Below are 26,283 nucleotides of genomic sequence, written 5' to 3' on the forward strand. Positions count from 1 at the left end.
AAGCGTGTTATAAAGGGGAGCTGAGGCTCCCCTTTTTGTTTTTGGGGTCAGGCAAAAAGCTTCATTTCCTGACAATGCCACAATATATATTTCTGTATACAACTACGATAACGACAACCTTGGATTGAAGCTAAATAAGGAGAAACAGTTTGGCGAAATGGTTAAAAATGGTCGGAGTAATATCAACCCTAATACTAACCGGGTGTGCTTCCAACCAAAACCAATGGCTATACCCACCAATGGCGGTGCCGTTGCAGCCTAGCATTCAACAGGAAGTGCAGATTGCAAGGCTGACTCAGCTATTGCAAAGGCAAGATCTGAAAGAAGAAGTGCGAGCCAAAATGTTCTACGAGCGGGGTAATTATTACGACAGCGTCGGCTTGCGTGATTTAGCTCGTTTAGACTTTGAGCGTTCCTTAAACTTGAATCCTCGTCAGCCAGATGTCTATAACCTACTGGGTGTATACTTTACCGAGAAGCGAGAGTTCGATGCTGCGTATGACTCATTTGATTCAACGTTAGAGCTCGATCCTGCTAATCAATACGCAGAAAGGAATCGCTCGATTGCTTTGTATTATGGTGGTCGTTACGAGTTAGCGTTTGAAGAGATGACAACACACTATAATGACGACCCCGATGACCCTTTCCGTGCTCTTTGGTTATATTTGATTGAGCGCGAAATAAATGCCGATGTAGCAAAAGAAAAACTGCTGAATCGTTACGATAAGCGAAGCGAGCGATGGGGCTGGTTGATGGTTGCGCTAATGCTAGATCAGATTTCAGAAGAGCGTGCTCTAAAAGCCATCGTCAATGCAACGAACGACAACGAACGTTTGTCTCAGCGATTAACAGAAACGTATTTCTATTTGGCAAAACGTTATCAGTTGCAAGGTGATTATGGTAATGCCATATCACTGTATAAGTTGGCACTCTCATTCAATGTCTATGAATACGTTGAACACCGGTACTCTTATATGGAGCTAGGCAATATTTATAGCGAATTGAAAGCGGAAAGAGATAACGCTCCGAAAGAAACTGAAATCTAGAAATTTGTAAAAGAGCCGCCAAACAAGGCGGCTTTTTTATGTGTTTTTGTTGGTTGTCATTCACACAGTGACAGTATTAAGCCCTGCTATTTGATGCCAATAACCATTACAATCTCGGTTTGTTAGTTCTGTTGGGTGAGAGCCATCTTCATTGTTTTTAAATGCTGAAAGTTGTTGGAACGTCTCTGTTCCAAGAGGACTGAGTCGAATTACATCCACAGTACTATGCATATTGGCTACGTCATTGATTAAATTGTAGCAATAACCGGATTGTGTCTGAATCCCATTCAGAGTGAAGACTTCTTGTCCTTCTTGACTGCTGACTTTTAACCCATTTGGATATCGAATACAGCAAGTCTCGCATTCGTCTTTAGGGCGATCTTCCGCGCGAGCAGTAAAGCAACGGGCAGAGTACGCAAGCGGCAAGTAACCATATCCAAACACTTCGACTTCAAATTGGTTTCGAATACCCAATTCATCACATTGAATGAGTAAATTACTAAGCCAATCGTGTGACAATTCCACAGGCATGCACCAACGCGTCATCCCCTGCTTTAAGAAAAGACCCAACGTTTGGGCGTTGTATGCATTAACCGCAGGGCCAACAGTAAACGGAACCTTCTTCTCAAAAGCCAACTGAATGGCAGACACATCGTTGGCTTCAATGGCAAATTCGCCATTGTCGATGTATCGCTTCATTATGCTAACTTCACTAGGCGCTTCGAGTAATGCCATAGTGGAAATAACCACTTGCTTACCACTAGCGCTAAGCTCTTTTGCGAGCATAAGCCAATCTTTAAGTTTTACTTCCCTTCGCTTTGAGCAAACGCTTTCTCCTAAATAAACAATATCTGCCTCGGAAGATTTGGCGTGATGGTAAAACGCTTCAACATCTTGCTTTTGCCAGAAATAGAGGAGTGGACCTAATGCGTATTTCATATTTTTCTATTCCAGATTACTGCCATTTTCTGTGATAGGCACCGAGCGTGGTTTGTGTACCCTCAGAAACGTTTGCTAGTGTGTTATTCCACGTGTTCTCGACACGATATTGCTCCGGTGAGGACTGGTAACGATCTATCGCAGCACGCCATGTTCTGGTGACTTGTTCCACATAGGCAGGGCTGCGTTGGCGACCTTCAATTTTGACCGAAGCGACATTGGCTGCAAACAAGTCAGGTAGCAAAGATAACGTGTTTAAGCTCGTCGGTTCTTCTAGCGCATGGTAACGCTTGTGCTCTCCATCGATCATCGCATCAAATCGACCTTTACACAGCGTAGGGTAGCCTGCATTTTCCCCTTCGGAGTAGCGATCAATGAGTATGTTATTCAAACGAGATTCCAAGCCCATATCGGTTTCTTGCCAACGAACGTATTTTGCCGGAGAGCAAGCCCCAACCGTATTAGGGGATTCACCTGTCATATAAGAGGAAAGGTAGCATCGCCCCTCTGCCATGATGCAAAGGCTTCCAAACGCAAAGACTTCCAGCTCAACGTCACTCGTCATGTTACGAGCTAACTGTTTGACTTGATGGATAGAAAGTACACGGGGTAATACAACCCGTTTTACATTGAAGTTTTGATGATAGAAATCGATAGAGGCAACATTGGTAGCGGAAGCCTGCACGGAGAGGTGTAACTCCAGATCAGGGTATTTTGTCGCGGCATAATCCAGCACTGCAATGTCGGCAACAATTAAGGCATCAATCCCCAATTGAGCTGCATTGTCTACCGCGGTCGTCCATCTTTCAAACCCATTAGGGTGAGCGAAAGTATTCAGTGCGACATGAATTTTTTTATTGTTGTCGTGCACATACTGCACGGCTTTTTCCAATTTTTTTCCGGTGAAGTTCAGACCAGCGAAATGTCGGGCATTGGTATCATCCTTAAACCCGATGTAAACCGCATCGGCACCACAGTCGATGGCGGTTTTTAGAGCAGGTAAATTGCCCGCAGGACAGAGGAGTTCCATACGCTCGTTACCTTTCATTGTTATTGTCAGTAACAGAACATTTTAGGTAGGTTTTACAAATAGGAATTTGATGTGGGGCAGTTTTTGTTCAGTTTAGCGTGCACCCAAACAACATTAATGTTCAGGTGGCTTGAGTATAGTGATCAGTTTTTATGGCGGCGATTTTGAACCAACAGCTCTTCAATTTCTTGCTTGGGTTGCGGACGATAAAAATGATAACCCTGAATTGAATGACAATTGAGGTTAGACAATAGAGTGGCTTGCTGTGTTGTTTCAACCCCTTCTGCTACCACGACCAAATTCAAGGATTTACCTAAATTAATGATGTTTTCAATGACGGTAAGCTGCTTCGGTAGCGTATCAAGATCGGTAATGAAAGCTCGGTCGATTTTCAATTCATCGAGAGGGAAACGTGCTAAATAGGAGAGAGAAGAGTATCCGGTACCAAAGTCATCAATGGAAAGGGCAAAGCCAAGGTTTTTGATGGCATTGAGCATCTGAAGTGTATGATCACTGTCGCTCATTACGGCACTTTCGGTTAACTCAAAGGTGATACAGCTTGGGTCGAGCTCCGTCGTACTAAGCAGTTTTTCCATATAGTCGATAAGTTTTGGGTTACCAAACTGCTCTGGAGAGAGGTTAATCGCAACCCGACCAGGAAGAATGCCCTGCATCTTCCAACGTTTTACGGTTGAAAAGACTTCACGCATTACCACACGACCAAGGTGTTCTATCAAGCCCGCTTTTTCTGCAACCGGAATGAATGCTCCTGGGCTAATGTAACCTTCCACAGGGTGTTTCCAGCGAACCAGTGCTTCAGCACCATTGATACTGAAATCACGCGCGTTAACTTTAGGCTGGTACCAAACTTCCAAACCGTTTTGCTGCAGTGCTTTTTGCAGCTCAATTTCTAGCCACAAGCGCATACGTGCTTCTTTGTTCATCTGATCGTTAAACTTGATCAGGCGGTTACGCCCGCGATCTTTTGCTTCGTACATAGCCGTATCTGCGTTTTGCAGCAAAATACGCGCATCATGTCCGTCACCTGGGTAGCTAACACTACCAATTGAACAAGCTAGGCGCTTACTAAAGTGGTGCAAATCAAATGGCTGGTTAATCAAAGAGATAATACGTTCGGAAAGTTGATCTGCAGTGCGATTGTGATCGGGTTCGGGAAGAATAATGCCAAATTCATCGCCTCCAAGATGCCCTAATACAGCCTGTACTGGTAACAATCTTTGTAAACGAGAGGAAACTTCTTTGATAACTTTGTCGCCGATATGATGCCCTAAAGAATCGTTAATGTTTTTAAAGTTATCGATATCGAGGTAGAGCATAACCAACGGCGTTTCATTGTGAATGAACTGCTCCAGTCGACGCGTAAAACCAAAGCGGTTATACAGCTTGGTTAGCGAGTCAATATGGGTCTCATTCTGCCCGATGCTGGCATCGTTTGCCGCTTCGTCTAGCCCCTGAATTAACACTATGTGCGATTGATTGCCAAGTAAACTGGTCAATTCGGCTTGTAATGAAACTCGTCTTTCTAAACCACAACGCGCACCCGTTAAGCAAGTTATCTGGGATTCAGTCAGCATATTAAGCAACTGGTTACCAAATGTGCGTTTGGATTTCTCATCAATAAACAGACGGCTTAGCTCTTCGCCTAATAATTCGGTCGAGGTATTGAAACCTAGCAATCTTGCCGCTGAGGCATTGGCTGAAATGATGCAACCATCTTCTACAAGAAGAAGCCCATTAGGCAGTAGCTCGGTTAACTTAGAAAACTTGTTTTCGGATTCTTCAAGAGAGCGGACAAGAATTTGTTTCTCGGAAGTATCGATGGCATGAAAAGCAATATATTCGACCGTTTGCTCGCCAATGACAGGAGACAAACTAAAATGCAGGCTAGTTTCGAGGCTGTGATCATTTAAAGTGATTTCTGCTTCTACAGATTCGCCTTCAAATGCTCGCTCATAATAGGGTTTTAGATTTCGATAAAACGCATCACCCAATACTTGTGTGTCACGCATACCAACCAATTCTTCGCTGCTGAGACCTGCAATTTCGCAATAGCGTGCGTTTACCATGCGGTAATTGTGCTGCTTATCCAAAATGGCAAAGAAAAACGGACTGTGATCAGTGAGTTTTGAAAACCAGTGTTGTAATTGTTCTGTTGGCATCAATCTGTTACCGAGTCTCCGGGGAGGTAATGCAAACACCTACAGGTGCGAGTCGATAAGTTACTATAACCTTGATATACGAGATGTAAAAGCGATCCAAGGCTTAGCTGAGCTTTTTTTGATACATAACATAAATTCGAGACAAAGATTGTTCTAGTATTGCAATTATTTATGCCTATCCGAGAGATATTACCGTGTTTGAACTCCTACGCACTAAACTAGTGCTTAATGCCGCGTCCATTTTGAGATCTCCAGCCCAGTTTTTACCTCACTCTCTTCAAAACAAAGCTATGCTTGAAGGTTTGAAACACGTATTTAAAGAGGCATTGGAAGATGGAGACTTCGAATTTCTAGAAGGGAAGTGGTTGAAAGTAGAAGTTTCAGATGTCCAACTGGAGTGGTATATCAGCTATCGAAATGAATCTCTCGTCGTGAAGAGAGATGCAGAGCAGTGCGATGTTAGTTTTAGTGGGAAATTGAATGACCTCGTTCTCATCGCGGGACGAAAAGAAGATCCTGATACGCTTTTTTTCCAACGTCGTCTTAGAATAGAAGGAGACACGGAACTTGGGCTAGAAGTGAAAAACATAATGGACAGTGTGGATCTTGACGCATTACCGAAAGCACTTAACACTTTGTTAAATCAATTAGCCGACTTTGTTCAAAAAGGGCTACAATCTGCGCCCGAACACAAAGAGGTGATGAATGCTTATACGAACTGAAGCACCGGCAGATATTCTGCCTATAGAACAGTTAATCAAAAATGCTTTCCCAACTGGCGCGGAAGCCGAGTTAGTGAATCGCCTGCGTGAAAATGGACAAAGAACCTTATCGTTGGTTGCCTGCAACGATGAAGGTGAAGTGGTGGGGTATGTGCTATTCAGCCCTGTCACGCTAGATCAACAAGATTTAAATTGGCAAGGCTTGGCACCTCTAGCGGTAAAAGAAGAATACCGTGGAAAAGGAATCGCATCAGATTTGGTGAAGGAAGGCTTGGCCTCGCTAGCAGAATTGGGTTACCCAGCGTGTGTTGTATTAGGCGACCCTGCTTACTATGGCCGATTTGGATTTGAAAGCGCTGCTGACTATGAAATGAATACTCAGTGGGATGTGCCAGAAGGCGCATTTCAAGTTCAAGCCTTAAACGAAGGTGAATTCGACGGAAAATCAGGAAAAGTGTTTTTCAGCCCTGAATTCTCAGATATGTAATGGCTGGAATTCTTTACCGTTTTTTGAAGAATTGAAGAATTGAAGAATTGAAGAATTGAAGAATTGAAGAATTGAAGAATTGAAGAAGGGGCTTTATGCCCCTTTTCTATGTTAGTAAAATTCTTATGCCAACAACGGAGTATTCTTTGCTAATAAGTCGAGCTTTTCCGCTTGAAGCTGGTTGAAACTTTGACATGGTTGCTGCGCTTGAATCAGTTCCAACATAGGGTCTTCAATACCTGTTCTAACGCCGCTTAATGTTTCGATTACCGCTAACCCACAAAAAGGCACATACGCTTCAGAATATCCTCCCTCATGAACGATAACCAATCTATTGTTGGCGTGACGCCTTGAAGCCTCCACTATCATTTGCGTCATTGTGCGATACGTTTCGCTATGAGCCAGCATACGCGCAAGTGGATCAACCCCACAGGCATCATACCCTGAAGCGACCAATATCAGTTCAGGCTTATAAGCATCTAGTGCTGGGATTACGATCTTTTCCATAGCATTCAGGTAGCTGTTGTGACCGCCCCCTGGCATCAACGGAATATTGATATTGCTGCCTTTACCCTTGTTCAACCCTATATCCTCTTCACCGCTATACCCTGGAGGAAAGCACCCTTGCTGGTGGAGAGAAATGGTTAAAACGTCAGAACGGTAATAAAAGATATCTTGTGTGCCATTACCATGGTGAACATCCCAATCAATGACGGCAATGCGTGATAACCCATGAACTTCAATGGCATGTTCTACCGCAATAGCAATATTTGCGAGTAAACAAAACCCCATAGATTTATCCGCAAGGCAGTGATGCCCTGGCGGTCGCGAAAGTGAGTATGCGTTATCCAGCTCTCCGCTTACGACTTTATCAACGGCATGGCATGCCAAACCCGCAGAGCGTGCCGCAATCTCGAAGCTTCCTTTACCGAAAGGCGCATATAGACCAAGTTCGCCACCTTTTTCATCGCTGAGTACTTTAAATTCGTTTAGGTAGTGCTCCGGATGCACTCTTAAGAGTTGTGCTTGGCTGCATGATGGGGCTGAACTTAAGGTTAGGTGTTGGGTTATCCCTGAGGCATCCAATAAGTTTTTTAGACGACGTTTGGTTTCAGGAGATTCTGCATGACCACCAGCGCTCATGGGTTGCACCCAATCACCAACGGGAAGCACTAATGCATGTTCGCCAGCGGTATGCCAAAAGCACTGTTCATCATATAAAAATCCGGTTCTATTATTCATTGTGAGCTCCTTGAACTGAAGGTGTGTTGGATTGAGAAAGAATAAAGCCAAGTAAAATGAAGGAAATGAGAGCAGTGATGCAGGCATAAATGACCAAGTGATCGAGAGAGTGCCCCGACTCAAGAAGGTGACCAAATATTGCAGGGCCAATGGCAAGCCCTCCACCAATCACTAGGTTCGTGCTGTTCATGAGTTGCCCTTGATGGTCAATTTTTGCAAGTGTCGCGAGAATAAAAGGGAGGGCTAACGTCCATGAAAACTTAAACAAAAATGTGGCATTCGAGAAAATATATTCGCTGTTCTGCTGCAGCAAATACGTTCCTAATATCATCATGCTAAAGCCAGCAAACAATGGAAGAAACCTGCCCCAACGATGCCCTAACCAAGCAGCGCATAGCGCTCCTGCGATACCAAAAATACTGGCGACTGAAAATATCTCTCCACTTTTTGTTGAGCTTAGATTCAGCCTTTCTGCAAACATACCTGCAAATGTCCATACTCCATTTAGGCTGACGTAAAATAGCAAGACAGCAACAAGCCCTATAAGCGCCATACGATTTAATTTTAAGGTCTTAGTTGCGGTTTTAGTTTGATTGGGAGTCGCAAAGAATGCGCAGAGTGGAGAGCACCCAAGTATTAATACAGCTAAAGCAAAATACGCAGCTTTTATGCCAAAGCTCAAAAACAGAGATGGGAGAACAGCCAGCCCGATGGCACCTACAATGAGTTGCCCTAAAACCCAAAAACTATAGACTCTGTCGGGGTTGCGTGTCGTGGATGCAGCATACAAACAGATGATCATTAAAGACCCACCAGCTAGACCGCTTAAAAAGCGAAATACGATGAAAAGAAGTTCGGTTTGTGCAAATCCGCTTATCAAGTTGAAGACCGCAAAAAGTACGATACAGACTCGAGCGGAATTTGGTTTAGTGAATCGGTGAAGCCAGTACCAAGCAGGAATGGTGGCGAGGCTCATACCGACCAACTCGGATGAGATTACCCTGCCGATTTGAGCGGGACCAAATTGAAATTCAGAGGCTAATTGGCTAGCTATTGCAGGTGCCATCATCAATACCGTAGGTAAAAAGGCGGCAATGATCACTAGCGCTACGATCATGCGTACTTCATTGGGCGAATGTTTATTTGATGAATGATGTTCGTTTGATGAAAACTGAGGGGGTTGTTCTTTCATAGCGATTTCCTTTCCGCTGTTTTTTGGGCACACGAATCCACGACGTATTTTTCGATACGACCTAATAAGTATGTGTTCTAGTGAGTTTTTCTAATGGTTAAGCAGGTGAATGGACTAATGGAGTAACGGTTGAATTAGCCGGATGAGCTCGGTTTTATTATGGATGTTCAGTTTTTGGTACATAGACCGTATGTGATGTCTAACCGTATTGGGCGCAATATCGAGCTGTCTCGCAATCATTTTATAGGTCATGCCTTCGTTCATTAGCTTAGCGACACTTCTCTCTCGGCTGGAAAGCTGATCCGATTGATCTCGATATCTTGCCTGCATGAGCAGTAGCCCACCGATGCGATCAAAAGACAGCGTGATGTTTTCACCACAGTATTCAGACTCGTACAGTTCTGGTGGTAATTGTGGTCCCTTCCAGTCGGGGAAATCGGTAAGAAGTAGCGCCGTGAAGGTTGGCTCTGTCATTTGAAGGACGCCTTTTTTATCGCATATCGCAAACGCTACACGATGGTGGTTAACCGACTCTCTAAGGTTGTAAAGCGTTCTAAGTTGGTTTGTTGCAGTCGCAGATACAAGGTGAGGCATAAGGTTAGTGAGAGTATCGGCATCGGATTGAGTGAAATCGGGTTCTCTGTGACTTCGATACAGCGCTACGTGTTCACATAATTGAGTAACAGGGTCGATAGCGATCACGCACATCAATTGGCTAATGCCGTGCTCTTTACCCAAGTTCTTGAGCTCTAATGGTGTGTCGCTATCTGCAAAGCGAATAATGACTGCCTGCCCCGGATCGTCAAACACTTTTTGTACCGTAATGTCTTTCTCTCTCATCGCTTTCCAATCGCTTAAGTAGCGCTCTGAAAGGTTTTTCAAATGTGTTCTGTGTAGGTGAGGTCCGTCATTTTGAATTGAGGCTCGTCCCCACCATGCGCTGCTGTGTGAAATACAGCTTTCAATCGCGTTGAGTACTTCATTTTGGAATTCGTCGATGGAAACGTGGCGCGCTAATTCATAGACAGATAGCAGCAGCGCACTAAAGGTTTCAAGTTCACTGGAGCACCGATTGATCTGTTTTGACATCATGTCACCTTTGCGTTTGCATTGAATGAAGGTTGGTTAACATTCTGTTTACATTACCACGGAGAATATTCGAAAAACATCGTCCAAATGTAGGATAGGGCTGTGGGTTGTGTGGATGTAACTTAACGAAAAAATGCCATTGGATATTCGTGTCAATACCTTTAATTTTTTTCAAATTTTATTTTGATAAGAATCAACTCTTTATTTATTTTAGATGAAATTATCACCAGAATTTTCTTTCAAGCTCACTGGTTTGTCTATACTGATTTAGCGGTTGTGATCGGTTTGACTAGGAAAAGGGAGAGGATTATATGCTGGCTAGACATTTAGATTGTGCGCTGAACGATGTGTCACACTCCAAAGCACATATCGAGGTAAACCCAACTGGTGTAGTCGCTGTTGAAATTCATGAGAGTCATCAAAGCTTAAGAACAGAGTTTGACTCTCTGAGATTCGAACGAAAGGGCAACGTCACAGAGCTTGTCGGGGAAACACCGAATGCTCGTAAAGGTAAAACTTGGAGGTTGCCACTTTGCCATCGTGATGCTCGAGTTCTGCAAGAATGCATTGATGATGCATCGGAAGAACTTGAGATTTTGATGCGCGATTTATAGGGGTACAGACCCTAACAACGTCAATGAATCATTTTTCAGAGCACTTCGGTGCTCTTTTTTTGTATATCCCCCAATTCAATGAGTGATTTCAGTGCGATTTCGAAATGAGCTTCTTCGCTTTGAAGCCTACCTTGACCATAGCTGAACATCACCTATCGCCGCCTCTATTCGGTTTCTCGTCCTATGAAGTTTAGAAATTCTAAACAACAGGTCACTTTTCTTGGCTTTTTTCCCTTCCATCTATACGCAAAGATATCAGTAATGTTAACGATTTATTAACAACTGAAGAGTTTGTGTTTTTGCAGCTCAGGGAAAGGACAAAGAAAAATGGAATCCAAACAAGTCGATCTAGATGTTCTGGATCATCACGCCTATAAGATTCGGCGCAATGCGCTAAAAATGGGGCAAGTTCAGGGGCAAGGCTATATTGCTCAGGCGTTAGGTTTTTCTGATGTGCTCTCGGTGTGTTATTTCCACGCACTCAACTACCAAGCGGATAACCCTGAATGGGAAGGGCGTGATCGCTTGTATTTATCTATTGGTCACTACGCGATTGCACTTTATGCGGCAATGATTGAAGCGGGTATCTTGCCAGAAAATGAACTGGAAACTTATGGGTGCGACGACAGCAGAATGCCGATGTCAGGCATGGCAGCTTACACTCCTGGAATGGAAATTACGGGTGGTTCACTTGGACATGGGTTGGGCATTGCAGTAGGGGCAGCGCTTGGCTTGAAACGAAAACAGTCCAGTGCATTTATATACAACCTGTTATCCGACGGAGAACTTGGGGAAGGCTCCACCTGGGAAGCTGCCATGTCTGCATCGCATCACAAGCTTAACAACATTATTGCCGTGGTTGATTTCAATAATCAGCAGGCTGATGGCCCTTCTCAGGACATGCTGTGCTCCGAACCTTTGGATGATAAATGGCGTGCATTTGGTTGGCATGTTCAAAGAGTCGACGGCAATAACCTAGCGGAAGTTGTCGCAGCATTTGATACCGCAAGACACACAAGTGTCGAGCAGCCAAGAGTCATAATTTGCAATACCAAAATGGCGAAAGGTGTTCCGTTCTTAGAGCAAAGGGAGAAGAACCACTTTTTACGAGTAGAAGCCGATGAGTGGGACAAAGCCATTCAGATTCTGGATGCAGGGAGAGCCTAATGAGAAAGTCAAAATACGAACCAAGAACACCACTGCCAAAAGGCGAACGTCAGCGCACCTCTGCCATGATAGCTTCTTTGGCTGCAGAGGGAATGCCAACAGTTTCAGCACCATTTGGTCATGCGTTAAACGAAATTGCCAAGCATAACGATAAAGTTGTTGGGTTAACCGCAGATCTATCGAAATACACTGATTTGCACGTTTTTGCGAAAGAAAATCCGGACCGCTTTTACCAAATGGGAATGGCTGAGCAAGTGATGATTTCAGCCGCCGCGGGGTTAGCGCGTGAAGGCTTTACGCCATTTGCTACTACCTATGCGGTATTTGCTTCTCGTAGAGCTTACGATTTCATTTGCATGGCAATTGCAGAAGAAGCACTCAATGTAAAAATTGTCTGTGCACTGCCGGGGTTGACTACGGGGTATGGACCAAGTCACCAAGCAACGGAAGACATTGCCATATTCCGTGGGCTGCCGAATTTAACCATCGTCGATCCTTGTGATGCTACTGAAATTACGCAAGCAACCCATGCTATATCCGAGCATCAAGGTCCTGTTTACATGCGCTTGTTGCGAGGGCATGTACCTGATGTTCTGAGTGAATACGGTTACCAATTTAAGCTGGGTAAAGCGCAAACCATCGTCGATGGCTCTGATGTACTGTTTATTTCGACTGGCTTGATGACCATGCGTGTTTTGGAAGCGACGAAACAGCTTAAACAAGACAATGTGTCCTGCGCAGTTCTTCACGTCCCAACGATCAAACCTCTGGATGTTGAAGCCATTAAACGCGAAGCAAGTAAATCTGGTCGCTTAGTCGTGATTGCCGAGAATCACACGCAAGTGGGAGGGTTGGGTGAAGCTGTAATGAGAGAACTGATGTTAAATGGCATACATCCTCCATGCCGACAAATAGCGCTGCCTGATGCATTTCTCGATGCTGGTGCGCTTCCGACACTCCATGACCAATACGGTTTATCTGTGTCGAAAGTCGTATCTCAAGTTAAAGAATGGCTGGGAGAGTAATAGTGAATGAGAAAAAAAATAGTAACGTACAAGTGTCGTTGATAGGGCTTGGTTCTATGGGGCTTGGCATGGCGCAAAATATGATGTCTTCCGGTTACTCATTGCGCGGCTTTGACATTTCCTCTGATGCTCTAGCGCGTTTTGGCACCCTCGGAGGAACACCTTGTGATTCAATTGCAAGTGCGGCTGAATATTGCGACTTACTGGTTTTGATGGTGGTGAATGCCAGCCAGGCAGAAGATGTTTTGTTTGCCCAAGGTGCAGCCAAACAAATGGCAAGAAATGGCGTTGTGATGCTGTGTTCTACGGTTTCTCCAACGGATGCGAGACAGTTGGCATCTAAGCTGGCGGCATACAACTTAGTTCTGCTGGATTCTCCCGTGTCAGGAGGGAAGGTCGGGGCAGAAGCGGGCACACTTACCGTGATGGCTTCCGGTTGCGAACACGCGTTTACCGTTGCTGGTGGAGTATTAGATGCGATCAGTAAAAAAGTTCACAACCTAGGTATCGACCCAGGTATGGCATCAACGTACAAAGTCGTTCATCAGCTTGCCGCTGGTGTGCACTTGGTGACCGCCGCAGAGCTTATTGCGCTAGGAGCAAAAGCAGGGTGTGATGTGAATACGTTGTTTGAGATTGTTTCAACGTCTGCGGGCAATAGCTGGATGTTCAGCGACAGAGTTCCACATATGTTGAACGATGATTTCTCGCCGAGATCCATGGTCGATATCTTTGTTAAAGATCTGGATTTGGTGCTGCAAACAGGTAAAGAATTGAGTGCAGCATTGCCTTTGAGCTCGGCGGCGCATCAAATGCTGGTGGCTGCTTCAGGGATGGGTTTTGGCAAACTTGATGATTCTGCGGTTGTTAAGGTGTATGAAGCCATGTTGGCGCATCAACTCTCCGGGAGTGTAGATCCTGAGGAGTCAAAATGAAGCGCATCGTCTTTTTAGATCGGGACACAATAGCCCCCAATATTGAACGGGCAAAACCTGATTTTCCTCATCATTGGGTCGAGTACCCTAAAACATCGACAGATCAAGTGGTTGAACGTATCGGTGATGCTGAGATTGTCGTTACAAACAAAGTGCCTATCCGAGCGAAAGACATTGAATGTTTGCCCAATCTGAAAATGATAGCCGTAGCGGCAACAGGTTATGACGTTATTGATATTGAAGCGTGTCATAAAAGCAATATCGTCGTATCGAATGTACGAGGCTATGCGGTGAACACCGTACCTGAACACACTTTTTCATTGATACTTGCCTTGCGTCGAAATTTAGTAGGTTATCGTCAAGATGTGATCAATGGAGAATGGCAAAAAAGCGGTCAGTTCTGTTTTTTCAATCATGACATTCAAGATCTGGCTGGATCGCGACTGGGGGTGATTGGGTCCGGTGCTATTGGACAAGCTGTCGCCAATATTGGACGAGCATTTGGTATGGAAGTGGTTTTTTCAGAACGAAAAAATGCTTCTGAATGTCGGAAAGGTTATGTGTCTTTTGATGATGTGTTGGCAACATCCGATGTGGTGTCTTTACATTCTCCATTAACCTCCGCTACCCGAAATATGATCGATGAGCCTGAATTGCATCGTATGAAAACTAGTGCAATTTTGATCAATGCGTCTCGCGGTGGTCTCGTCAACGAGCGAGCGTTAGTCAATGCGATTCAAGGTAAGAGCATTGCAGCAGCTGGGTTTGATGTTTTGACAAAAGAACCACCTGAAAACACCAATCCTTTGTTTGAGATCGCCGATATGCCGAACGTTATTCTCACCCCACATACCGCTTGGGCATCTCAATCGGCAATACAAGAAGTGTGGCGTCAGGTGATTGAAAACATAGAAAGTTTCAATCTAGGTCGCAAAACAGGCAATGAGCTTTAGCATTGTTTGTGCTGAACGCCATGTTTGTCACTGCGTTACCGTGGCATAAAGGGTGTTGAATGAGATACGGAAAGGGAGGCCAATAGCGCTTCCTTTTCTTTTTCATGTTGATTTGCTTCCGTTTCTATCCACGCTACGAAGCGCTTTACAGAGGGGTGGTTGAGGTAGCGGACAGGGCAAATTAACCAGTAAGTTTCAAAATCTAATGTACCGAGTTCGGGGAAAAGAGGGACCAAGGTTCCCGATTCTAATTCATTCATGGCTAAGGTGGCCGTTTCTAGTACCACGCCAAGTCCATCCTTGGCAGCTTGCAGAGACATAGATGAACGATCGAATCTGAGCCCATGTGCGTCGTCTACCCCAGTTATAGCTTGAGCAGTCAGCCAATGACGCCAAGTCACTTCGGCCTTAACGGTGTGAATGAGTTGGTTACCTGAAAGTACATCTACGATGGGCTGATCTTGATGATGCTGAGCGAATTCAGGGCTGCAAAGAGGCAAGACTTTATCGGTAATCAAAGACTGGCTATAAAGGGTTGGAGGAGGCATAACGCCATAGCGAATCTCCAAATCAACCTTTTCCTTATCAAAATCCGTTAGCTCTGAAGTCGCATCGATATGTAGGTCAATATCGGGATGTTGTTGAACGTAATGTGACAGCCTTTTGCTGAGCCAGCGAACCCCAAAACTGGCTGAAACCCGAATCATTAATCGTTGGTATTCTCGCTGGTTTGTTAGACGAATTTGCGCGTCCTTTATCATTGAAATTGATCCCGAAGCGGCTTGATAAAAACGCTCGCCTTGTTCGGTTAATATCAACCTTTTTTTAACCCGTCGAAATAGCATAACGCCCATTTGCTCTTCAAGAGTCTTTATCTGTTGGCTCACGGCTGACGGGGATACCTGAAGCTCTTCGGCGGCTAGGTTCACCCGAGAGTGACGGGCGACGGCTTCAAAATACATCACCGCATTCATGTTGAGGTGTCTTGCCATATCAATTCGCTTTTAAGAAATTCTTAACTGATTCTGGATGAAAAACGTCATAATGTTAAGTATAAGTTAATATATAGTTAATTTATTACTGTTGATAAGGAATGGGTGCAGCGGTCTAATAAATCATGAAATATCGTTATATTTCTTGCCTCATAAAGAGCTCGTGGTACTCATAAATAAGGAAATTACTATGAAATCCAAAATATTAGGACTTGCAATGGCTTGCAGCATCGCCGTAAGTGGTTATGTTCAAGCTGACGACATTGTTATTGGCACGAACGGTAAGCCGGGCAATCCCCGAGTCACCAGTGCGCAAATGTTTGGGGAATTGTTAACTCAGGAATCAAGCGGAAAATACAACGTTAAGGTCGCGCACTCTGCAACTTTGGGGGATGACAGACAAATGTTGAAATCCGTTCGTTTGGGGACCATGCACATTACGGTGAATTCAGACGGACCTGTTGCTGAGATTGTGCCTGAGCTGAGCGCATTTGGTTTGCCTTATTTGTTTTCTAGTTTGCCTCAGGCTTGGGAAGTGTTAGATGGCCCTATTGGTGAGCGCATTGCCGATAAATTAGAGAAAAAAGGCTACATTGTGTTGGCGTGGTGGGATAACGGTATTCGTAAAATTACGCATACCAAGAAAGCGATTAAGCACCCAGATGACATCAAAGGCATGAAAATTCGCACGCCACAAAGTCAAGTAACCATTGATGCGTTTAAGGCACTAGGAGCAAACCCTGCGCCATTAGCGTTTTCTGAGCTGCCAGCAGCACTGCAATCGGGTGTGTTTGAAGGTCAGGAAAACCCACTGGCGAATATCTACTCTTCTAAATTGCATGAACTGACGCCATACATTGCGAAATCCAATCATAAATACGAAATGGCTCCTATTTTGGCGTCTAAAAAGTGGTGGGATAAATTGAGTTCAGGCGATAAGACCATGATTCAAAATGCCATGAATGCAGCGACTTGGTACAACCGAGGTACGTTCCTAATTGATGATGCAAGACTGGAACAAACACTTACCGCTGAAGGCGCTAAACTGAATGAAGTGGATACTCAAGCATTCAAAGACGCAACCAAAGGGGTGTATACCAAATGGGAAGAAAAAATTGGCGATATCGTACCTCAAATTCAGAAAGCTGCTGCCGATGCAGAGGTCAGTAAGTGAAAGAGTCTGAAGTAAAGGCGCTATTAGTAGCGCCTCATTGTACGGGGTGGCTAAGCCCCGTTGTACAACCCTTGGATACACTCATTCGATACGCGTGTGCTGTTACTTTGTGGGTGTCCTTTTTAGTGATGCTGTTACCTACATTTTTTAATGCAGTTTTACGTTACACCACCGATTCGAGCTTGAGTTGGTCGGTGGAAATCATCCAATTGATTTTTCCGTGGTTCATTATGGCTGGAGCTGTTTTAGCCGCGCAGCACAGCCGACATATCGGTGTGTCATTTTTCTTATCTATTTGTTCTGAACGGATTGCAAAGTACATGACACTGTTCGTTCAGCAGTTGATATTAATTGGCTGTATCACGGTTTGTTACGTCTATTTGGGCTTTGGAGAATTCGAAGGTGGGATGGAATTTGCTGCCGGAGATGTCGCCTTTACCTCACTTGGCGTATCGCAATCATGGAGTTATTTAGCCCTTTTGGTTGGCTATATGCTGCTTGGTTTAACTGCGTTAACGACGTTTTATCGGATTTTGGTAGGGACATCACCTACTTCCGACGTTACTGCAGAAAAAATATAGAAAATATCGCGTGTTACCCAATCAAACTGAATCTTAAATGTCAGTTTGTTGAGGCATAACCGCTTGCCATAAGGAAATGAATTATGTCTTCAACAGCTGCGATAGCATTTGTCTTTTTATTGCTGCTGGCGACCCCTGTTGCCCACGCCCTGCTTCTCGCGAGTGGTTTTACCATGATGCTTGAAGAGCCATTGTATCTTTACGAAGCCATTCTAAATCTTTACCAACCAACGTCGAGCTTTCCTATGCTGGCCATCCCATTTTTCATTTTGGCGGGGGATGTGATGATGTCTGGGCGTTTTGGTGAACACTTAATCAAGTTCTCTAAAATGCTAGTGGGTGGTATGAAAGGTGGGCTCGCTCAAGTCAGCGTGTTGGGATCGCTGTTCTTTGGTGGTGTGTCTGGAAGTGCGGTTGCAGATGCATCAGCGCTCGGTAATGCATTAATTCCTGTGCAGAAAAAGCAAGGGTATCCGCAGGGCTTTTCAGCGGCTGTTAACGCTTCATCATCAACTATTTCTGTGCTGATACCCCCTTCTATCCCTTTAATTTTATATGGCCTGGTTACAGAGACATCAATTCCGAAGTTATTTCTGGCTGGAATTGTCCCTGGTGTCATGCTTACTGTTTTGATTTTTCTGATTTGTTTTACTGTTGCTCAGCTCAAAAACTTGCCGACTTCTCCTCTTGAAGAGGAAGGACAAAAGCTGCACATTGACGGCAAAGTGATACGGAATAAACACAATTGGTTTAAAGCTATTCCAGCACTGATGATGCCAATATGGGTGGTGATTTTGGCTCGTGGTGGGGTGGTGACACCGACAGAAATCAGTGTATTTGCCGTGGTGTATGCATTAATTGTAGGTGCGTTTGTATATCGAGATTTAACGTTAGATGTGCTGATGCGTTGTGTACTCACAACTGGCATGATGACAGGGGTGATCATGTTGGTCATCATGGGTTCGAGCGTGCTGCAATGGATCATGTCTTACGAAAGTGTTCCGGAAAACCTAGCCAATTGGATGCTAAGTACATTGCAATCTCCATGGGCAATTATTCTCGGTATGAATCTACTCATGATCATCATCGGTACTTTCCTCGATTTACCCGCGGCGGTCTTACTATTGGCTCCCATCTTTATGACTGTAGCAGCGAAAATTGGGCTGGAGCCCGTGCAGCTTGGCGTTATGATGGTGGTGAACCTTGCCATCGGATTGTATACGCCCCCGGTGGGGACAACGTTGTTTGTCTCTGTAGCTATCGAGCGGGTTCCCATGGGGAAAGTCGTTGCTCACTTAGCGCCGTTTTACCTCGTCGCATTAGGCGTACTTGCACTGGTTAGCTTTGTACCTGAATTGACCTCGTGGGTACTATAAATGATGTGCACCTTTCCTTCGTGACTGGTGCTCTTTTTTGTTACTATCGACCACCTCAATGAATAACTAATTGTGTCGATGTCATGAGTAACGCATCTTTTCTTCAAGAAATGCAGATCGATCAGTGGCAGGTTCTTCACCCTGAGCGTTTAGAAGGGGTGAATATCGCACCTATCTCATTGCCAGAACACTGCCGAATGTTACTGATTTGCCCTAATGTTCCGACATCTGCCGAGCGCACCTTTCTCACAAAAGTGCTTGGCAGCTTCAAAGTGAGTATTGATGATGCCTTTTTACTTGAGCCTCAGCAGTTGTCACAAGTTGATATTGCTAATGTTGAGTGGGTTTGGTTTTGTCAGTGTGAGCCTATCGAACTAGACAGTGTGAAAACGTTACATTCGGAGTCACTCTCATTGATCGAATCGAATAAAGAGCACAAGCAAGCACTTTGGAAGCAAATAAAGTCCTATGAATAATGCAATTACGCCGCTGTCTGTTCAGCACTTAGATAGTGTGTGGGCGATTGAGCAGCAAGCGCACAGCCATCCATGGAAAGAATCGATGATAAGAGATCTTAACTCTCGCGGAGCATGCCATTATGGGCTTCATATCGATGATGAGTTAGTGGGGTATTTTTACGCGCAGAACATTGTAGGAGAAGTGACGTTACTGAACATTGCTGTTTCTCCTTCTCATCAAGGAAAAGGGTATGGAAAGCAGTTGCTCCAAGGATTTATTGAAATCTGCACAGCCGCCAATGCCGAAAGTGCTTGGTTGGAAGTGAGAGAAAGTAATCAGAGTGCATTTGGGCTGTATGAATCTGAAGGATTCAATGAAGTCGACCGACGCATAGATTACTATCCGACGGCATCAGGGAAAGAAGATGCAATTATCATGAGCTATCTGTTTATGTAGCGTAAAGAAAGAGAAAACCCTTTCACCTTTATTCTCACGCCTTGAATTCATTCAAATGAAACCGCAAACAGCGTATAACCGTCACTTAGATTGACTCAATTGTTTGATGATCTGGTTGTTGTATTGCGGTTCTTTTAACCGTAGAGACATAGTTTCTGCATCCAAAGGTTTATCGAATATATATCCCTGAAATTGTTCACAACCTAAGTCTGTTAAGGCTTTTAGCTCTTCGGGTTCTTCGACCCCTTCTGCAATCACTTCTAATCCAAGGCGCTCCGACATCAGAATGATCGAATCGACGATGGCGGTATCGTTTTTATTAAGATGAAGGTCGGTCACAAATGAGCGATCAATTTTTAACACATCAAGCGACAGTCTTTTTAAATACTTAAGGGATGAATACCCCGTGCCAAAGTCATCAATGGCAATTTTAAATCCTTTCTTTTTCAACTCCGCCATTTTTATCACGCAGGCATCAATGTTTTTCAGTAGCATGTTTTCAGTGAGCTCTAGCTCGATATCCTCTGGAGCGATCCCCGACCGTTCTACCGCGCCTGTAACCTGCTCAACGAAATCTGCCTGAGAAAATTGAAGTGGGCTTATATTAATAGCAAGGCGTTTGAAGGTAATAGGCACGCTATCGCTCTCTTTCCAATGCGCCATTTGTAAACAGGCTTGCTCAAGTATCCAAGAGCCCATGGGGATGATCTGCCCTGTCTCTTCGGCAATAGACATAAAGGTATCTGGCGGCACAGTACCTTGAGTGGGGTGGTTCCACCGGATGAGTGCTTCAGCACCCACCAGTTCCCCTTTTTTATTTACTTGGGGCTGATAGTAGAGCTCGAATTGGTTTTTGTTGAGGGCTTCATGAAGCCCCTTTTCGATGGATAAAAAAGAGTCCACTAACTTACGCATTTCGGGTTCGTAAGTTTTGTAGGTATTACTGCCTGCCGACTTCGCGCGATATAGGGCGGTATCGGCTTGTCGCAGAAGTTCTAAAGCATTCGTATCTGGGCTAGGGAAAGTAGCGATGCCAACACTGATACTGCAATACAAGTGGTGTGATTCGACGACATAAGGAGAGCGAGCTAAAGATAAGACCTCCTCCGCATGTTTTTTCGCCTGATCCAAAGATACGTTAGGCATCAAAATCGCAAATTCATCCCCTCCAATCCGAGCGAAAAGATGTATTGGGTCGAGTAGCTTTTGTAGACGCTCTGATACGGCTTGAAGAAGCTGATCACCAATCGCATGCCCAAGTGAGTCGTTAATCGTTTTGAATCGATCAAGGTCTAAGTACAAAAGCACTCCAGGTTCACTGGTGCGATAAGATTTATTTAGCGCTTCATCCAATCGGTCGAGTAGCTGTTTTCTGTTAGGTAGCCCTGTTAATCCATCAAAATACGCAAGATTATGAATTTGTACTTCGGCTTGTTTACGGTTGGAAATGTCCCTCGCTTGCACCAAAAACATTGGAGTATCATTCATTGTGAGTTCAATTGCTGTCGCTTCAACGGGAAAGGTTGTTCCATTCTTTTTACGATGAATGGCTTCAAATAAAGAGGCTTGGGTTTCTGAAGGTTGTTTCACTTTAAAATCGATGTAATCGATTGAATAACTGACACTAATGGTTACTGCGGGAAAGCCCACAAGTTCTTCTTTGTCGTACCCCAATAAGTCGCAAGTATTGTTGTTGACGTGAGTAATTTTCCCATCTCGATTGATCAGTAAAAGCGCATCACTAGAGTTATCCATTATGGTGCTCGCGAAGTGCTCACTTTTTTCAAGCGCTTCAATGTTTTTGCTTAATTGGGCTGATGCTTGTTCACGTTCGTTCCACATGGTTTGGAAAGATTGGGCGAGCTGACCGAGTTCATCGTCTCTTAGTTGACCCGGGAGCTTTTTCTGAGATTCTTGAAATTGCAAAGAACGGACCCAGTAGGTGAGGTCAATAAGAGGTTTAGACAGTTTTCGATAAAAGAAAAAAAGCAGGATACTGGCGAGGACAACATTGCGGATCATATCGAAAATGAGCAATGATTTTGCTCTTTCTAAAAAGCCATTAGCAGATGCAATGCCGTTAACTGTGAAACTGAGTGTTCCTACAACTTGCGTCGTACCTGGTTGGTGGAGTGAAATAGTGTAAATTTGTTCGTTGGTGAAAAGCCACTGACCAAGAGACTGATTCAATCGGCTTTCATAATGAAAAGTTCGATGCTCTTCTGCTAATACGTCATTAAAATCGTCCGTAAGCACCACATGACGCACAGCTTTGTCTGTCATAATGCTGTCCGTTACTTGTTGTGCTAATAAGGGGTTGACGTGATACGCCGCTTGGCTGGCGTTGGTGTAATTTTGCTCCAGCTTCAGATGATATTTCTCTGATATCTTTTGGCGTTCTCGGTGAAGATCCAGAACAATTTGATAAAAGCTAAAAAGCAGCCCCAGTGCAACAGCAACCAGAAATACAGTTTTGGTCTGACGAGTAGCAAGAGATTTTCGGGACTGACGGTACAAATTTTCTTCCTTAAAGATATAACTCTATGAAAAGTGATTAGGTCAACAGACCCTAATTATTTCTATTTTGGGTCGCTTTGTACGTTGCTAGATCTTGATTAAACCTCGCCATAATCTCTTTTGCATTCGGTACTCGTTTTCCTAAGCACATATGCAGCGTGATGGGTTTGCGCTCTTCAAACAATACGACTTTCAGCTTATTTTGTTTGTGCGACCTTTCAGCAAAATACTTTACACTCTCGGTTCCGCTATAAATCGCATCAAAATCTCGTCTTAGAAGCATATCTAAGGCTTGCGGGATAGAATTGGCTTGAGTGTGAGGAATATTATTTCTCGCTAACTCGGTTTGCGTGTTCCATTTATGGATTGCAATGAGATTGATGCCATTTAAATCGCTGATGTGTTTTGGTGGTGCGCCGGTGTAACTGTTTCGAACAATAAGACCGTTATTTATGGCATCAATGGGATCTGAAAAAAGCATATATTTAGATCTATCATTGTTTTTCGTACAGCTCACCAGCCCTGAGATCTTGCCGTGCTTAACGCTTTTTAATGCCCGAGACCAAGGTGGGTTGATCAAATTAATGCGGATTCCTTGCATAGCCATAACATCGACGACAATTCTAGTATCAATACCTGTTATCTCGTTGTCGGCGTTAATAATGGTGTAAGGAGGGTAATGAATGGCAGCTAAAGAAATTTCTTTAGAAATAACAGGTAAAGAAAAAAACATCACGAGGAATAATACTCGAATTTTGCCATTCAACATGATGCGGTTCTTCCTGATTGTTATCGAGCTGTAAAGTTTAGATTCTAGAGACTTTACAACATATGTGAATGATAAATATCACAAAAAACCTAAAACTTTTACAAAATTATCCAATTAAAGAATTTTGGCAAACTATTCATACTAGTTAATTTTTTTGCCCTTAGTAATCTCATTTATTGAAAAGCTCACATTTAAGACAGGAGCATCAGATATGAGCCTCACTCTGTGGCAGTTTTCTTTCACGTTATTGCAAATTTCGCTGATTTTAATCTCATGTTTGACGAAAATGTCGTGCTACTTGCGGTTTGCTTGAAAATTGACCGAGATGTCTTTTTTCAAACTTCAGTATTTTTGCAGTTTATAAATATCGATAAATGGTGTGAGCCCGCTGTTGTGTCGGGGAGTGTGAAATTGGATTCCATTTTTTCGTATTTTGGCCTGTCTAAAAATAAAATAGATAAAAATGAGATTTATTATCATTTAGGGTAGAACGTTCTTTCCAATAAAATAGGAAGGAATATCTTATGGACAAAGTCCTCCAGCGAACGCTCTTATCTTCATTAATATTGGGTTCGTCTTTAGTTGTTGTCGGGTGTGGTTCTGATTCGGGATCAACGGCAACAAACAATTCAACTGATGCCTCTTCAAAGCCAAAGCAATCCATCAAAGGTGTTGTATCTGATCCTGCCATTGCGGATGCTCAGATAACATTGTATGACCAAAAAGGGACGTCTTTAGCAACTGGAACGACAAACCAAGTTGGTCGCTTTACTCTTGAATTCAATGACAATATCGATACAAACGGGCTGTATCTTTCTGCTACTGGCGGAAAAGACACGCAAACGGGTTTGTCTTTTAAGGGGATTCAGCTTTCTTCACCGGTGAGCGCGTTTTCAAACACGTCTCAGTTGGTGGTTTCTCCACTTACTACGTTACTGGGTAAGTCTTTAGAGAGTGGGGAGCTGGAATTATTAAAGAACAAATTGGGTAACCCAGATTTATTGAACGATCCGGCAAGTAAAAAGGAGCTTCAAAAACTGGCGTTTAAAGTAACATTATTGCTTAAAGAGGGTTTGAGTGATGAAAACATCACCCAAGGTCTCGATGATATAGCAGGGCTTTCGCTTAGTGATCTTGATGTCATCCTCCAAGATAAAGTAGCGCTCAAACAGGAGTTAGAATCAACTTATCAGTCTATCGATAGTGCTGATAGCGCGCTAATTGATACGTTTGTGCGCAGTAACTTAAAAGCGGTTATTTTTGATATTGCCGAGATTAAATTGGATCCATCTAATCCGTTAGCAGAACAAGTTGAGAAAAACATTGATGCATTGGTTGAACATTTCTTATCGTTAGCGAAGGTAAATGGTCGAATTACGATTCAACCGGAAGAAGTGATCGCTTCTGTCGCTCACGGTAAAGCTTTAACGTTGGAGAACTTAGATTCCGACACATTTGATGTGACGTCTTATCCGTTTATCTCATTAGATACCGATACGTCAGCAAGCGACAACTTGAGCTTGATGTACTACACAGTTCCCAATTCGGTGACGAACAATAAACAGTTAATTGTTCACAACACGGACACCAATGTTCAAAAAGTGCTTAAGACCAATATCATTACCGGTAACCGTGCCTTCATCTTTAATGGTGAGCATCAGCAAGGGAAAACGGTTTTCCACTCAAGAGCTTATGGTTTGGTACTGGATCCAGACACACATCAAGAGACACGTGAAGCGAAAGACTACTTTGGCAACCCTTATGAATATCAGTTTTCCTTCGACAATGGCTTGTTGGCCTATGACGTCAATAAACCGTCAGAAGAATGGTCGATTTTCGATTCAGAAATGATTCCAGCCAATTTGAAAGGTAGCTTAAATGTGTTGGGTAAGTCATTCCGTGTCGTGGATAACTTAAATGATAAATTTAACTCTTATGTTCAAATGACCGCTTACGAATCGTTGGCAGATCCACTAAAAGGTGAGATATCCAAAAACAAACTGCATGCGGAACTGACGATTCGCTTATCAGACGGGAAAGTTACGACAGGTCGCCCTTTAACCGTGATCAGCAACGACTTGGGTAAGTCTGAGAAAGTACTGATTAGCCATGAAGCACCTCATACAGCCAGTGTGTATCCAGAAGGTGAGGCAAATAAGCGCCATTTAAAACTGTGTGATGCGCATTTAGAGAACTGTCGCGCTCTTGCTGATGGTGATTTCTACTATACCGCGACCAATGATACACACGTGTATTTCACTAAACACGGCAGTGATAAGTTCTTTGCGTATGATAAGTCTTCGGAAGTATTTTCTGAAGTCTCGGGCGCGACCTACCCAACCAACTTTGATGCCGATCACCACTTGATTGGTGCCGATGGTCATGGGCGTGGCGTGGTATTGAACAATTTCTCCACTCTTTCTGGCATTACTACCCGCCTGCAACAAGGTAATAAGGCTTTCGCAGCAATCAATTACGACTTGGACATTGATACTCCAATTCATACTTTGTTCCAAAATACACCTTATGAAATGGCTTTGAACATGCCCAAAAATGGTCAGGTAGTGAAATTTACTGGTACGAAGGCAGTGAAGTTGTTTGATACCGGAGACGGCATAGATCAGAAAAACGAATCAGGAGGTGAAGCCATTGGTGGTCATCTCAATTTGATTACAGCAGAGCATGGGCGAGTGTACATTGAAGTAGCAAGTTACAACGGCATTCCTGCTGGTGGTACTTGTACTCCAGTCCGAGGGTTCTATTGCTTCAACGTTGAATACGGGTATGTGTTTGATTCATCGAAAAACAGCTCAGTATTGAATGGTCAATTGGCTAAGAAAGAAAACCTGAAGTATCTGTACGTGCGCAGACTACCACCATTTAGTTTAAATGGTGTACTTTATATTAACTTGCTCGACACCCCAGCAGGTAATGGCGTAGGGCATCAATACGACTTATTTGGGTTTAATACAGAAACTCAAGAAAAAGTTGCTGAAACGACGGGCAGAAGTTACTTCACTATGAGTGCTCGATATGAAGATGGGCGAATTGATGGAGAAGTGATTGCGTGGGATGCGGTAACGGGCGAACTTAAAAATCTAACTCGAGACACGGTAATAGAAACTAATATTGCCGACGCTACACCAGGATCACCTGTGCAGTCTGTATTAGGGGCTGGATCTGGCTTGCCTATCTCAGGGTTGGGAACTGCCTTTGGTTTGCGCGTGGACCCGGGTCGACATCAATGGTTTATGGTGGCAGGTCAGGCTGATACGCCAGATAGCATAGATACCATTGACCAACTTCCATTTTCTTCATGGCTTTACTACTAAGTCATC

At 43.9% G+C, this 26,283-nt stretch carries 23 protein-coding genes; 14 read left to right on the forward strand and 9 right to left on the reverse strand.

All coding sequences use genetic code 11. From position 1 onward, the window contains the following. The first annotated feature begins 167 nt into the window (after positions 1–167). A complete protein-coding gene (gene nlpI, locus VPNCDNU1_RS17065) occupies positions 168–1,046 on the forward strand; it encodes a lipoprotein NlpI (RefSeq protein WP_104401519.1) in 879 nt (292 codons plus the stop codon). Positions 1,047–1,106: 60 nt separating this feature from the next. On the opposite strand, the gene VPNCDNU1_RS17070 is transcribed toward nlpI, so the two are convergent. From VPNCDNU1_RS17070 to VPNCDNU1_RS17080, 3 genes are all read right to left on the reverse strand, one after another. Further along, entirely contained in the window at positions 1,107–1,985 is an 879-nt protein-coding gene (locus VPNCDNU1_RS17070) for a U32 family peptidase (protein ID WP_104401426.1), read from the reverse strand. A gap of 16 nt (positions 1,986–2,001) precedes the next feature. After that, positions 2,002–3,015, reverse strand: coding sequence for a ubiquinone anaerobic biosynthesis protein UbiU (gene ubiU, locus VPNCDNU1_RS17075; protein WP_104401427.1), 1,014 nt, complete (start codon positions 3,013–3,015; stop codon positions 2,002–2,004). Between the two features lie 143 nt (positions 3,016–3,158). Beyond that, entirely contained in the window at positions 3,159–5,195 is a 2,037-nt protein-coding gene (locus VPNCDNU1_RS17080) for a putative bifunctional diguanylate cyclase/phosphodiesterase (protein WP_101113235.1), read from the reverse strand. Between the two features lie 194 nt (positions 5,196–5,389). On the opposite strand from VPNCDNU1_RS17080, the gene ubiT reads away from it, so the two are divergent. Continuing rightward, the gene (ubiT, locus tag VPNCDNU1_RS17085) at positions 5,390–5,917 is read left to right on the forward strand and encodes a ubiquinone anaerobic biosynthesis accessory factor UbiT (protein WP_104401428.1); all 528 of its coding nucleotides are present in this window, start codon (positions 5,390–5,392) and stop codon (positions 5,915–5,917) included. Then, positions 5,901–6,404 carry a GNAT family N-acetyltransferase gene (locus VPNCDNU1_RS17090; protein WP_104401429.1) on the forward strand — a complete coding sequence of 168 codons (504 nt, stop codon included), beginning with the start codon at positions 5,901–5,903 and terminating at the stop codon, positions 6,402–6,404. Before ubiT ends, VPNCDNU1_RS17090 begins: the two co-directional genes overlap by 17 nt. A gap of 123 nt (positions 6,405–6,527) precedes the next feature. On the opposite strand, the gene VPNCDNU1_RS17095 is transcribed toward VPNCDNU1_RS17090, so the two are convergent. From VPNCDNU1_RS17095 to VPNCDNU1_RS17105, 3 genes are all read right to left on the reverse strand, one after another. After that, positions 6,528–7,646: a class II histone deacetylase gene (locus VPNCDNU1_RS17095; RefSeq protein ID WP_104401430.1), complete on the reverse strand. Its 1,119-nt coding sequence runs from the start codon at positions 7,644–7,646 to the stop codon at positions 6,528–6,530. Further along, complete coding sequence (locus VPNCDNU1_RS17100; protein WP_104401431.1) at positions 7,639–8,838, reverse strand: MFS transporter; 1,200 nt, start codon at positions 8,836–8,838, stop codon at positions 7,639–7,641. The genes VPNCDNU1_RS17095 and VPNCDNU1_RS17100 overlap by 8 nt, the downstream gene beginning before the upstream one ends. A 114-nt stretch (positions 8,839–8,952) precedes the next feature. Further along, positions 8,953–9,927, reverse strand: coding sequence for a helix-turn-helix domain-containing protein (locus tag VPNCDNU1_RS17105; RefSeq protein ID WP_167404816.1), 975 nt, complete (start codon positions 9,925–9,927; stop codon positions 8,953–8,955). Positions 9,928–10,238: 311 nt separating this feature from the next. Between VPNCDNU1_RS17105 and VPNCDNU1_RS17110 the strand changes: the two genes are divergently transcribed. From VPNCDNU1_RS17110 to VPNCDNU1_RS17130, 5 genes are all read left to right on the forward strand, one after another. After that, positions 10,239–10,541, forward strand: coding sequence for a hypothetical protein (locus tag VPNCDNU1_RS17110; RefSeq protein ID WP_101113229.1), 303 nt, complete (start codon positions 10,239–10,241; stop codon positions 10,539–10,541). Positions 10,542–10,868: 327 nt separating this feature from the next. After that, the gene (locus VPNCDNU1_RS17115; RefSeq protein ID WP_104401433.1) at positions 10,869–11,708 is read left to right on the forward strand and encodes a transketolase; all 840 of its coding nucleotides are present in this window, start codon (positions 10,869–10,871) and stop codon (positions 11,706–11,708) included. Next, positions 11,708–12,733, forward strand: a complete 1,026-nt coding sequence (locus tag VPNCDNU1_RS17120) for a transketolase family protein (protein ID WP_104401434.1) — start codon at positions 11,708–11,710, stop codon at positions 12,731–12,733. The genes VPNCDNU1_RS17115 and VPNCDNU1_RS17120 overlap by 1 nt, the downstream gene beginning before the upstream one ends. A gap of 2 nt (positions 12,734–12,735) precedes the next feature. Continuing rightward, positions 12,736–13,668 carry an L-threonate dehydrogenase gene (ltnD, locus tag VPNCDNU1_RS17125; protein WP_237324161.1) on the forward strand — a complete coding sequence of 311 codons (933 nt, stop codon included), beginning with the start codon at positions 12,736–12,738 and terminating at the stop codon, positions 13,666–13,668. After that, entirely contained in the window at positions 13,665–14,621 is a 957-nt protein-coding gene (locus tag VPNCDNU1_RS17130) for a D-2-hydroxyacid dehydrogenase (RefSeq protein WP_104401436.1), read from the forward strand. Before ltnD ends, VPNCDNU1_RS17130 begins: the two co-directional genes overlap by 4 nt. Positions 14,622–14,656: 35 nt before the next feature. Here the strand turns inward: VPNCDNU1_RS17130 and VPNCDNU1_RS17135 are convergent, their stop codons facing one another. Next, positions 14,657–15,613 (reverse strand): LysR substrate-binding domain-containing protein, encoded by a 957-nt coding sequence (locus VPNCDNU1_RS17135; RefSeq protein ID WP_104401437.1) that lies wholly within the window; start codon positions 15,611–15,613, stop codon positions 14,657–14,659. Positions 15,614–15,803: 190 nt separating this feature from the next. Here VPNCDNU1_RS17135 and VPNCDNU1_RS17140 point away from each other — a divergent pair, with 190 nt between their 5' ends. The 5 genes from VPNCDNU1_RS17140 to rimI all read left to right on the forward strand — a co-directional run bounded on the left by VPNCDNU1_RS17140 (position 15,804) and on the right by rimI (position 19,659). Continuing rightward, positions 15,804–16,787: a TRAP transporter substrate-binding protein gene (locus tag VPNCDNU1_RS17140; protein WP_104401438.1), complete on the forward strand. Its 984-nt coding sequence runs from the start codon at positions 15,804–15,806 to the stop codon at positions 16,785–16,787. Further along, on the forward strand, positions 16,784–17,368 hold the full coding sequence (locus VPNCDNU1_RS17145) for a TRAP transporter small permease (RefSeq protein WP_104401439.1): 585 nt from the start codon (positions 16,784–16,786) through the stop codon (positions 17,366–17,368). The genes VPNCDNU1_RS17140 and VPNCDNU1_RS17145 overlap by 4 nt, the downstream gene beginning before the upstream one ends. A gap of 83 nt (positions 17,369–17,451) precedes the next feature. Beyond that, positions 17,452–18,744 carry a TRAP transporter large permease gene (locus VPNCDNU1_RS17150; protein WP_104401440.1) on the forward strand — a complete coding sequence of 431 codons (1,293 nt, stop codon included), beginning with the start codon at positions 17,452–17,454 and terminating at the stop codon, positions 18,742–18,744. A gap of 83 nt (positions 18,745–18,827) precedes the next feature. Next, the gene (locus VPNCDNU1_RS17155) at positions 18,828–19,220 is read left to right on the forward strand and encodes a DNA polymerase III subunit psi (protein WP_104401441.1); all 393 of its coding nucleotides are present in this window, start codon (positions 18,828–18,830) and stop codon (positions 19,218–19,220) included. After that, on the forward strand, positions 19,213–19,659 hold the full coding sequence (gene rimI, locus VPNCDNU1_RS17160) for a ribosomal protein S18-alanine N-acetyltransferase (protein ID WP_104401442.1): 447 nt from the start codon (positions 19,213–19,215) through the stop codon (positions 19,657–19,659). The genes VPNCDNU1_RS17155 and rimI overlap by 8 nt, the downstream gene beginning before the upstream one ends. Before the next feature lie 81 nt (positions 19,660–19,740). Here the strand turns inward: rimI and VPNCDNU1_RS17165 are convergent, their stop codons facing one another. Beyond that, on the reverse strand, positions 19,741–22,176 hold the full coding sequence (locus VPNCDNU1_RS17165; protein ID WP_104401443.1) for an EAL domain-containing protein: 2,436 nt from the start codon (positions 22,174–22,176) through the stop codon (positions 19,741–19,743). Between the two features lie 52 nt (positions 22,177–22,228). Further along, complete coding sequence (locus VPNCDNU1_RS17170) at positions 22,229–22,945, reverse strand: substrate-binding periplasmic protein (protein WP_104401444.1); 717 nt, start codon at positions 22,943–22,945, stop codon at positions 22,229–22,231. 524 nt (positions 22,946–23,469) lie between these two features. On the opposite strand from VPNCDNU1_RS17170, the gene VPNCDNU1_RS17180 reads away from it, so the two are divergent. Continuing rightward, positions 23,470–26,277 (forward strand): hypothetical protein, encoded by a 2,808-nt coding sequence (locus VPNCDNU1_RS17180; protein ID WP_104401446.1) that lies wholly within the window; start codon positions 23,470–23,472, stop codon positions 26,275–26,277. The last annotated feature ends 6 nt before the right edge of the window (positions 26,278–26,283 follow it).

This window comes from Vibrio penaeicida, from assembly GCF_002933855.1.
Taxonomy (GTDB): Bacteria; Pseudomonadota; Gammaproteobacteria; order Enterobacterales; family Vibrionaceae; genus Vibrio; species Vibrio penaeicida_A.

Excerpts from the sequence above, each read along its gene's own strand:
- nlpI (WP_104401519.1), top strand. The coding sequence starts at position 168 with ATGGTCGGAGTAATATCAACCCTAATACTAACCGGGTGTGCTTCCAAC.
- VPNCDNU1_RS17070 (WP_104401426.1), bottom strand. The coding sequence starts at position 1,985 with ATGAAATACGCATTAGGTCCACTCCTCTATTTCTGGCAAAAGCAAGAT.
- ubiU (WP_104401427.1), bottom strand. The coding sequence starts at position 3,015 with ATGGAACTCCTCTGTCCTGCGGGCAATTTACCTGCTCTAAAAACCGCC.
- VPNCDNU1_RS17080 (WP_101113235.1), bottom strand. The coding sequence starts at position 5,195 with ATGCCAACAGAACAATTACAACACTGGTTTTCAAAACTCACTGATCAC.
- VPNCDNU1_RS17090 (WP_104401429.1), top strand. The coding sequence starts at position 5,901 with ATGCTTATACGAACTGAAGCACCGGCAGATATTCTGCCTATAGAACAG.
- VPNCDNU1_RS17095 (WP_104401430.1), bottom strand. The coding sequence starts at position 7,646 with ATGAATAATAGAACCGGATTTTTATATGATGAACAGTGCTTTTGGCAT.
- VPNCDNU1_RS17100 (WP_104401431.1), bottom strand. The coding sequence starts at position 8,838 with ATGAAAGAACAACCCCCTCAGTTTTCATCAAACGAACATCATTCATCA.
- VPNCDNU1_RS17105 (WP_167404816.1), bottom strand. The coding sequence starts at position 9,927 with ATGTCAAAACAGATCAATCGGTGCTCCAGTGAACTTGAAACCTTTAGT.
- VPNCDNU1_RS17110 (WP_101113229.1), top strand. The coding sequence starts at position 10,239 with ATGCTGGCTAGACATTTAGATTGTGCGCTGAACGATGTGTCACACTCC.
- VPNCDNU1_RS17115 (WP_104401433.1), top strand. The coding sequence starts at position 10,869 with ATGGAATCCAAACAAGTCGATCTAGATGTTCTGGATCATCACGCCTAT.
- VPNCDNU1_RS17120 (WP_104401434.1), top strand. The coding sequence starts at position 11,708 with ATGAGAAAGTCAAAATACGAACCAAGAACACCACTGCCAAAAGGCGAA.
- VPNCDNU1_RS17130 (WP_104401436.1), top strand. The coding sequence starts at position 13,665 with ATGAAGCGCATCGTCTTTTTAGATCGGGACACAATAGCCCCCAATATT.
- VPNCDNU1_RS17135 (WP_104401437.1), bottom strand. The coding sequence starts at position 15,613 with ATGGCAAGACACCTCAACATGAATGCGGTGATGTATTTTGAAGCCGTC.
- VPNCDNU1_RS17140 (WP_104401438.1), top strand. The coding sequence starts at position 15,804 with ATGAAATCCAAAATATTAGGACTTGCAATGGCTTGCAGCATCGCCGTA.
- VPNCDNU1_RS17150 (WP_104401440.1), top strand. The coding sequence starts at position 17,452 with ATGTCTTCAACAGCTGCGATAGCATTTGTCTTTTTATTGCTGCTGGCG.
- VPNCDNU1_RS17155 (WP_104401441.1), top strand. The coding sequence starts at position 18,828 with ATGAGTAACGCATCTTTTCTTCAAGAAATGCAGATCGATCAGTGGCAG.
- rimI (WP_104401442.1), top strand. The coding sequence starts at position 19,213 with ATGAATAATGCAATTACGCCGCTGTCTGTTCAGCACTTAGATAGTGTG.
- VPNCDNU1_RS17170 (WP_104401444.1), bottom strand. The coding sequence starts at position 22,945 with ATGTTGAATGGCAAAATTCGAGTATTATTCCTCGTGATGTTTTTTTCT.
- VPNCDNU1_RS17180 (WP_104401446.1), top strand. The coding sequence starts at position 23,470 with ATGGACAAAGTCCTCCAGCGAACGCTCTTATCTTCATTAATATTGGGT.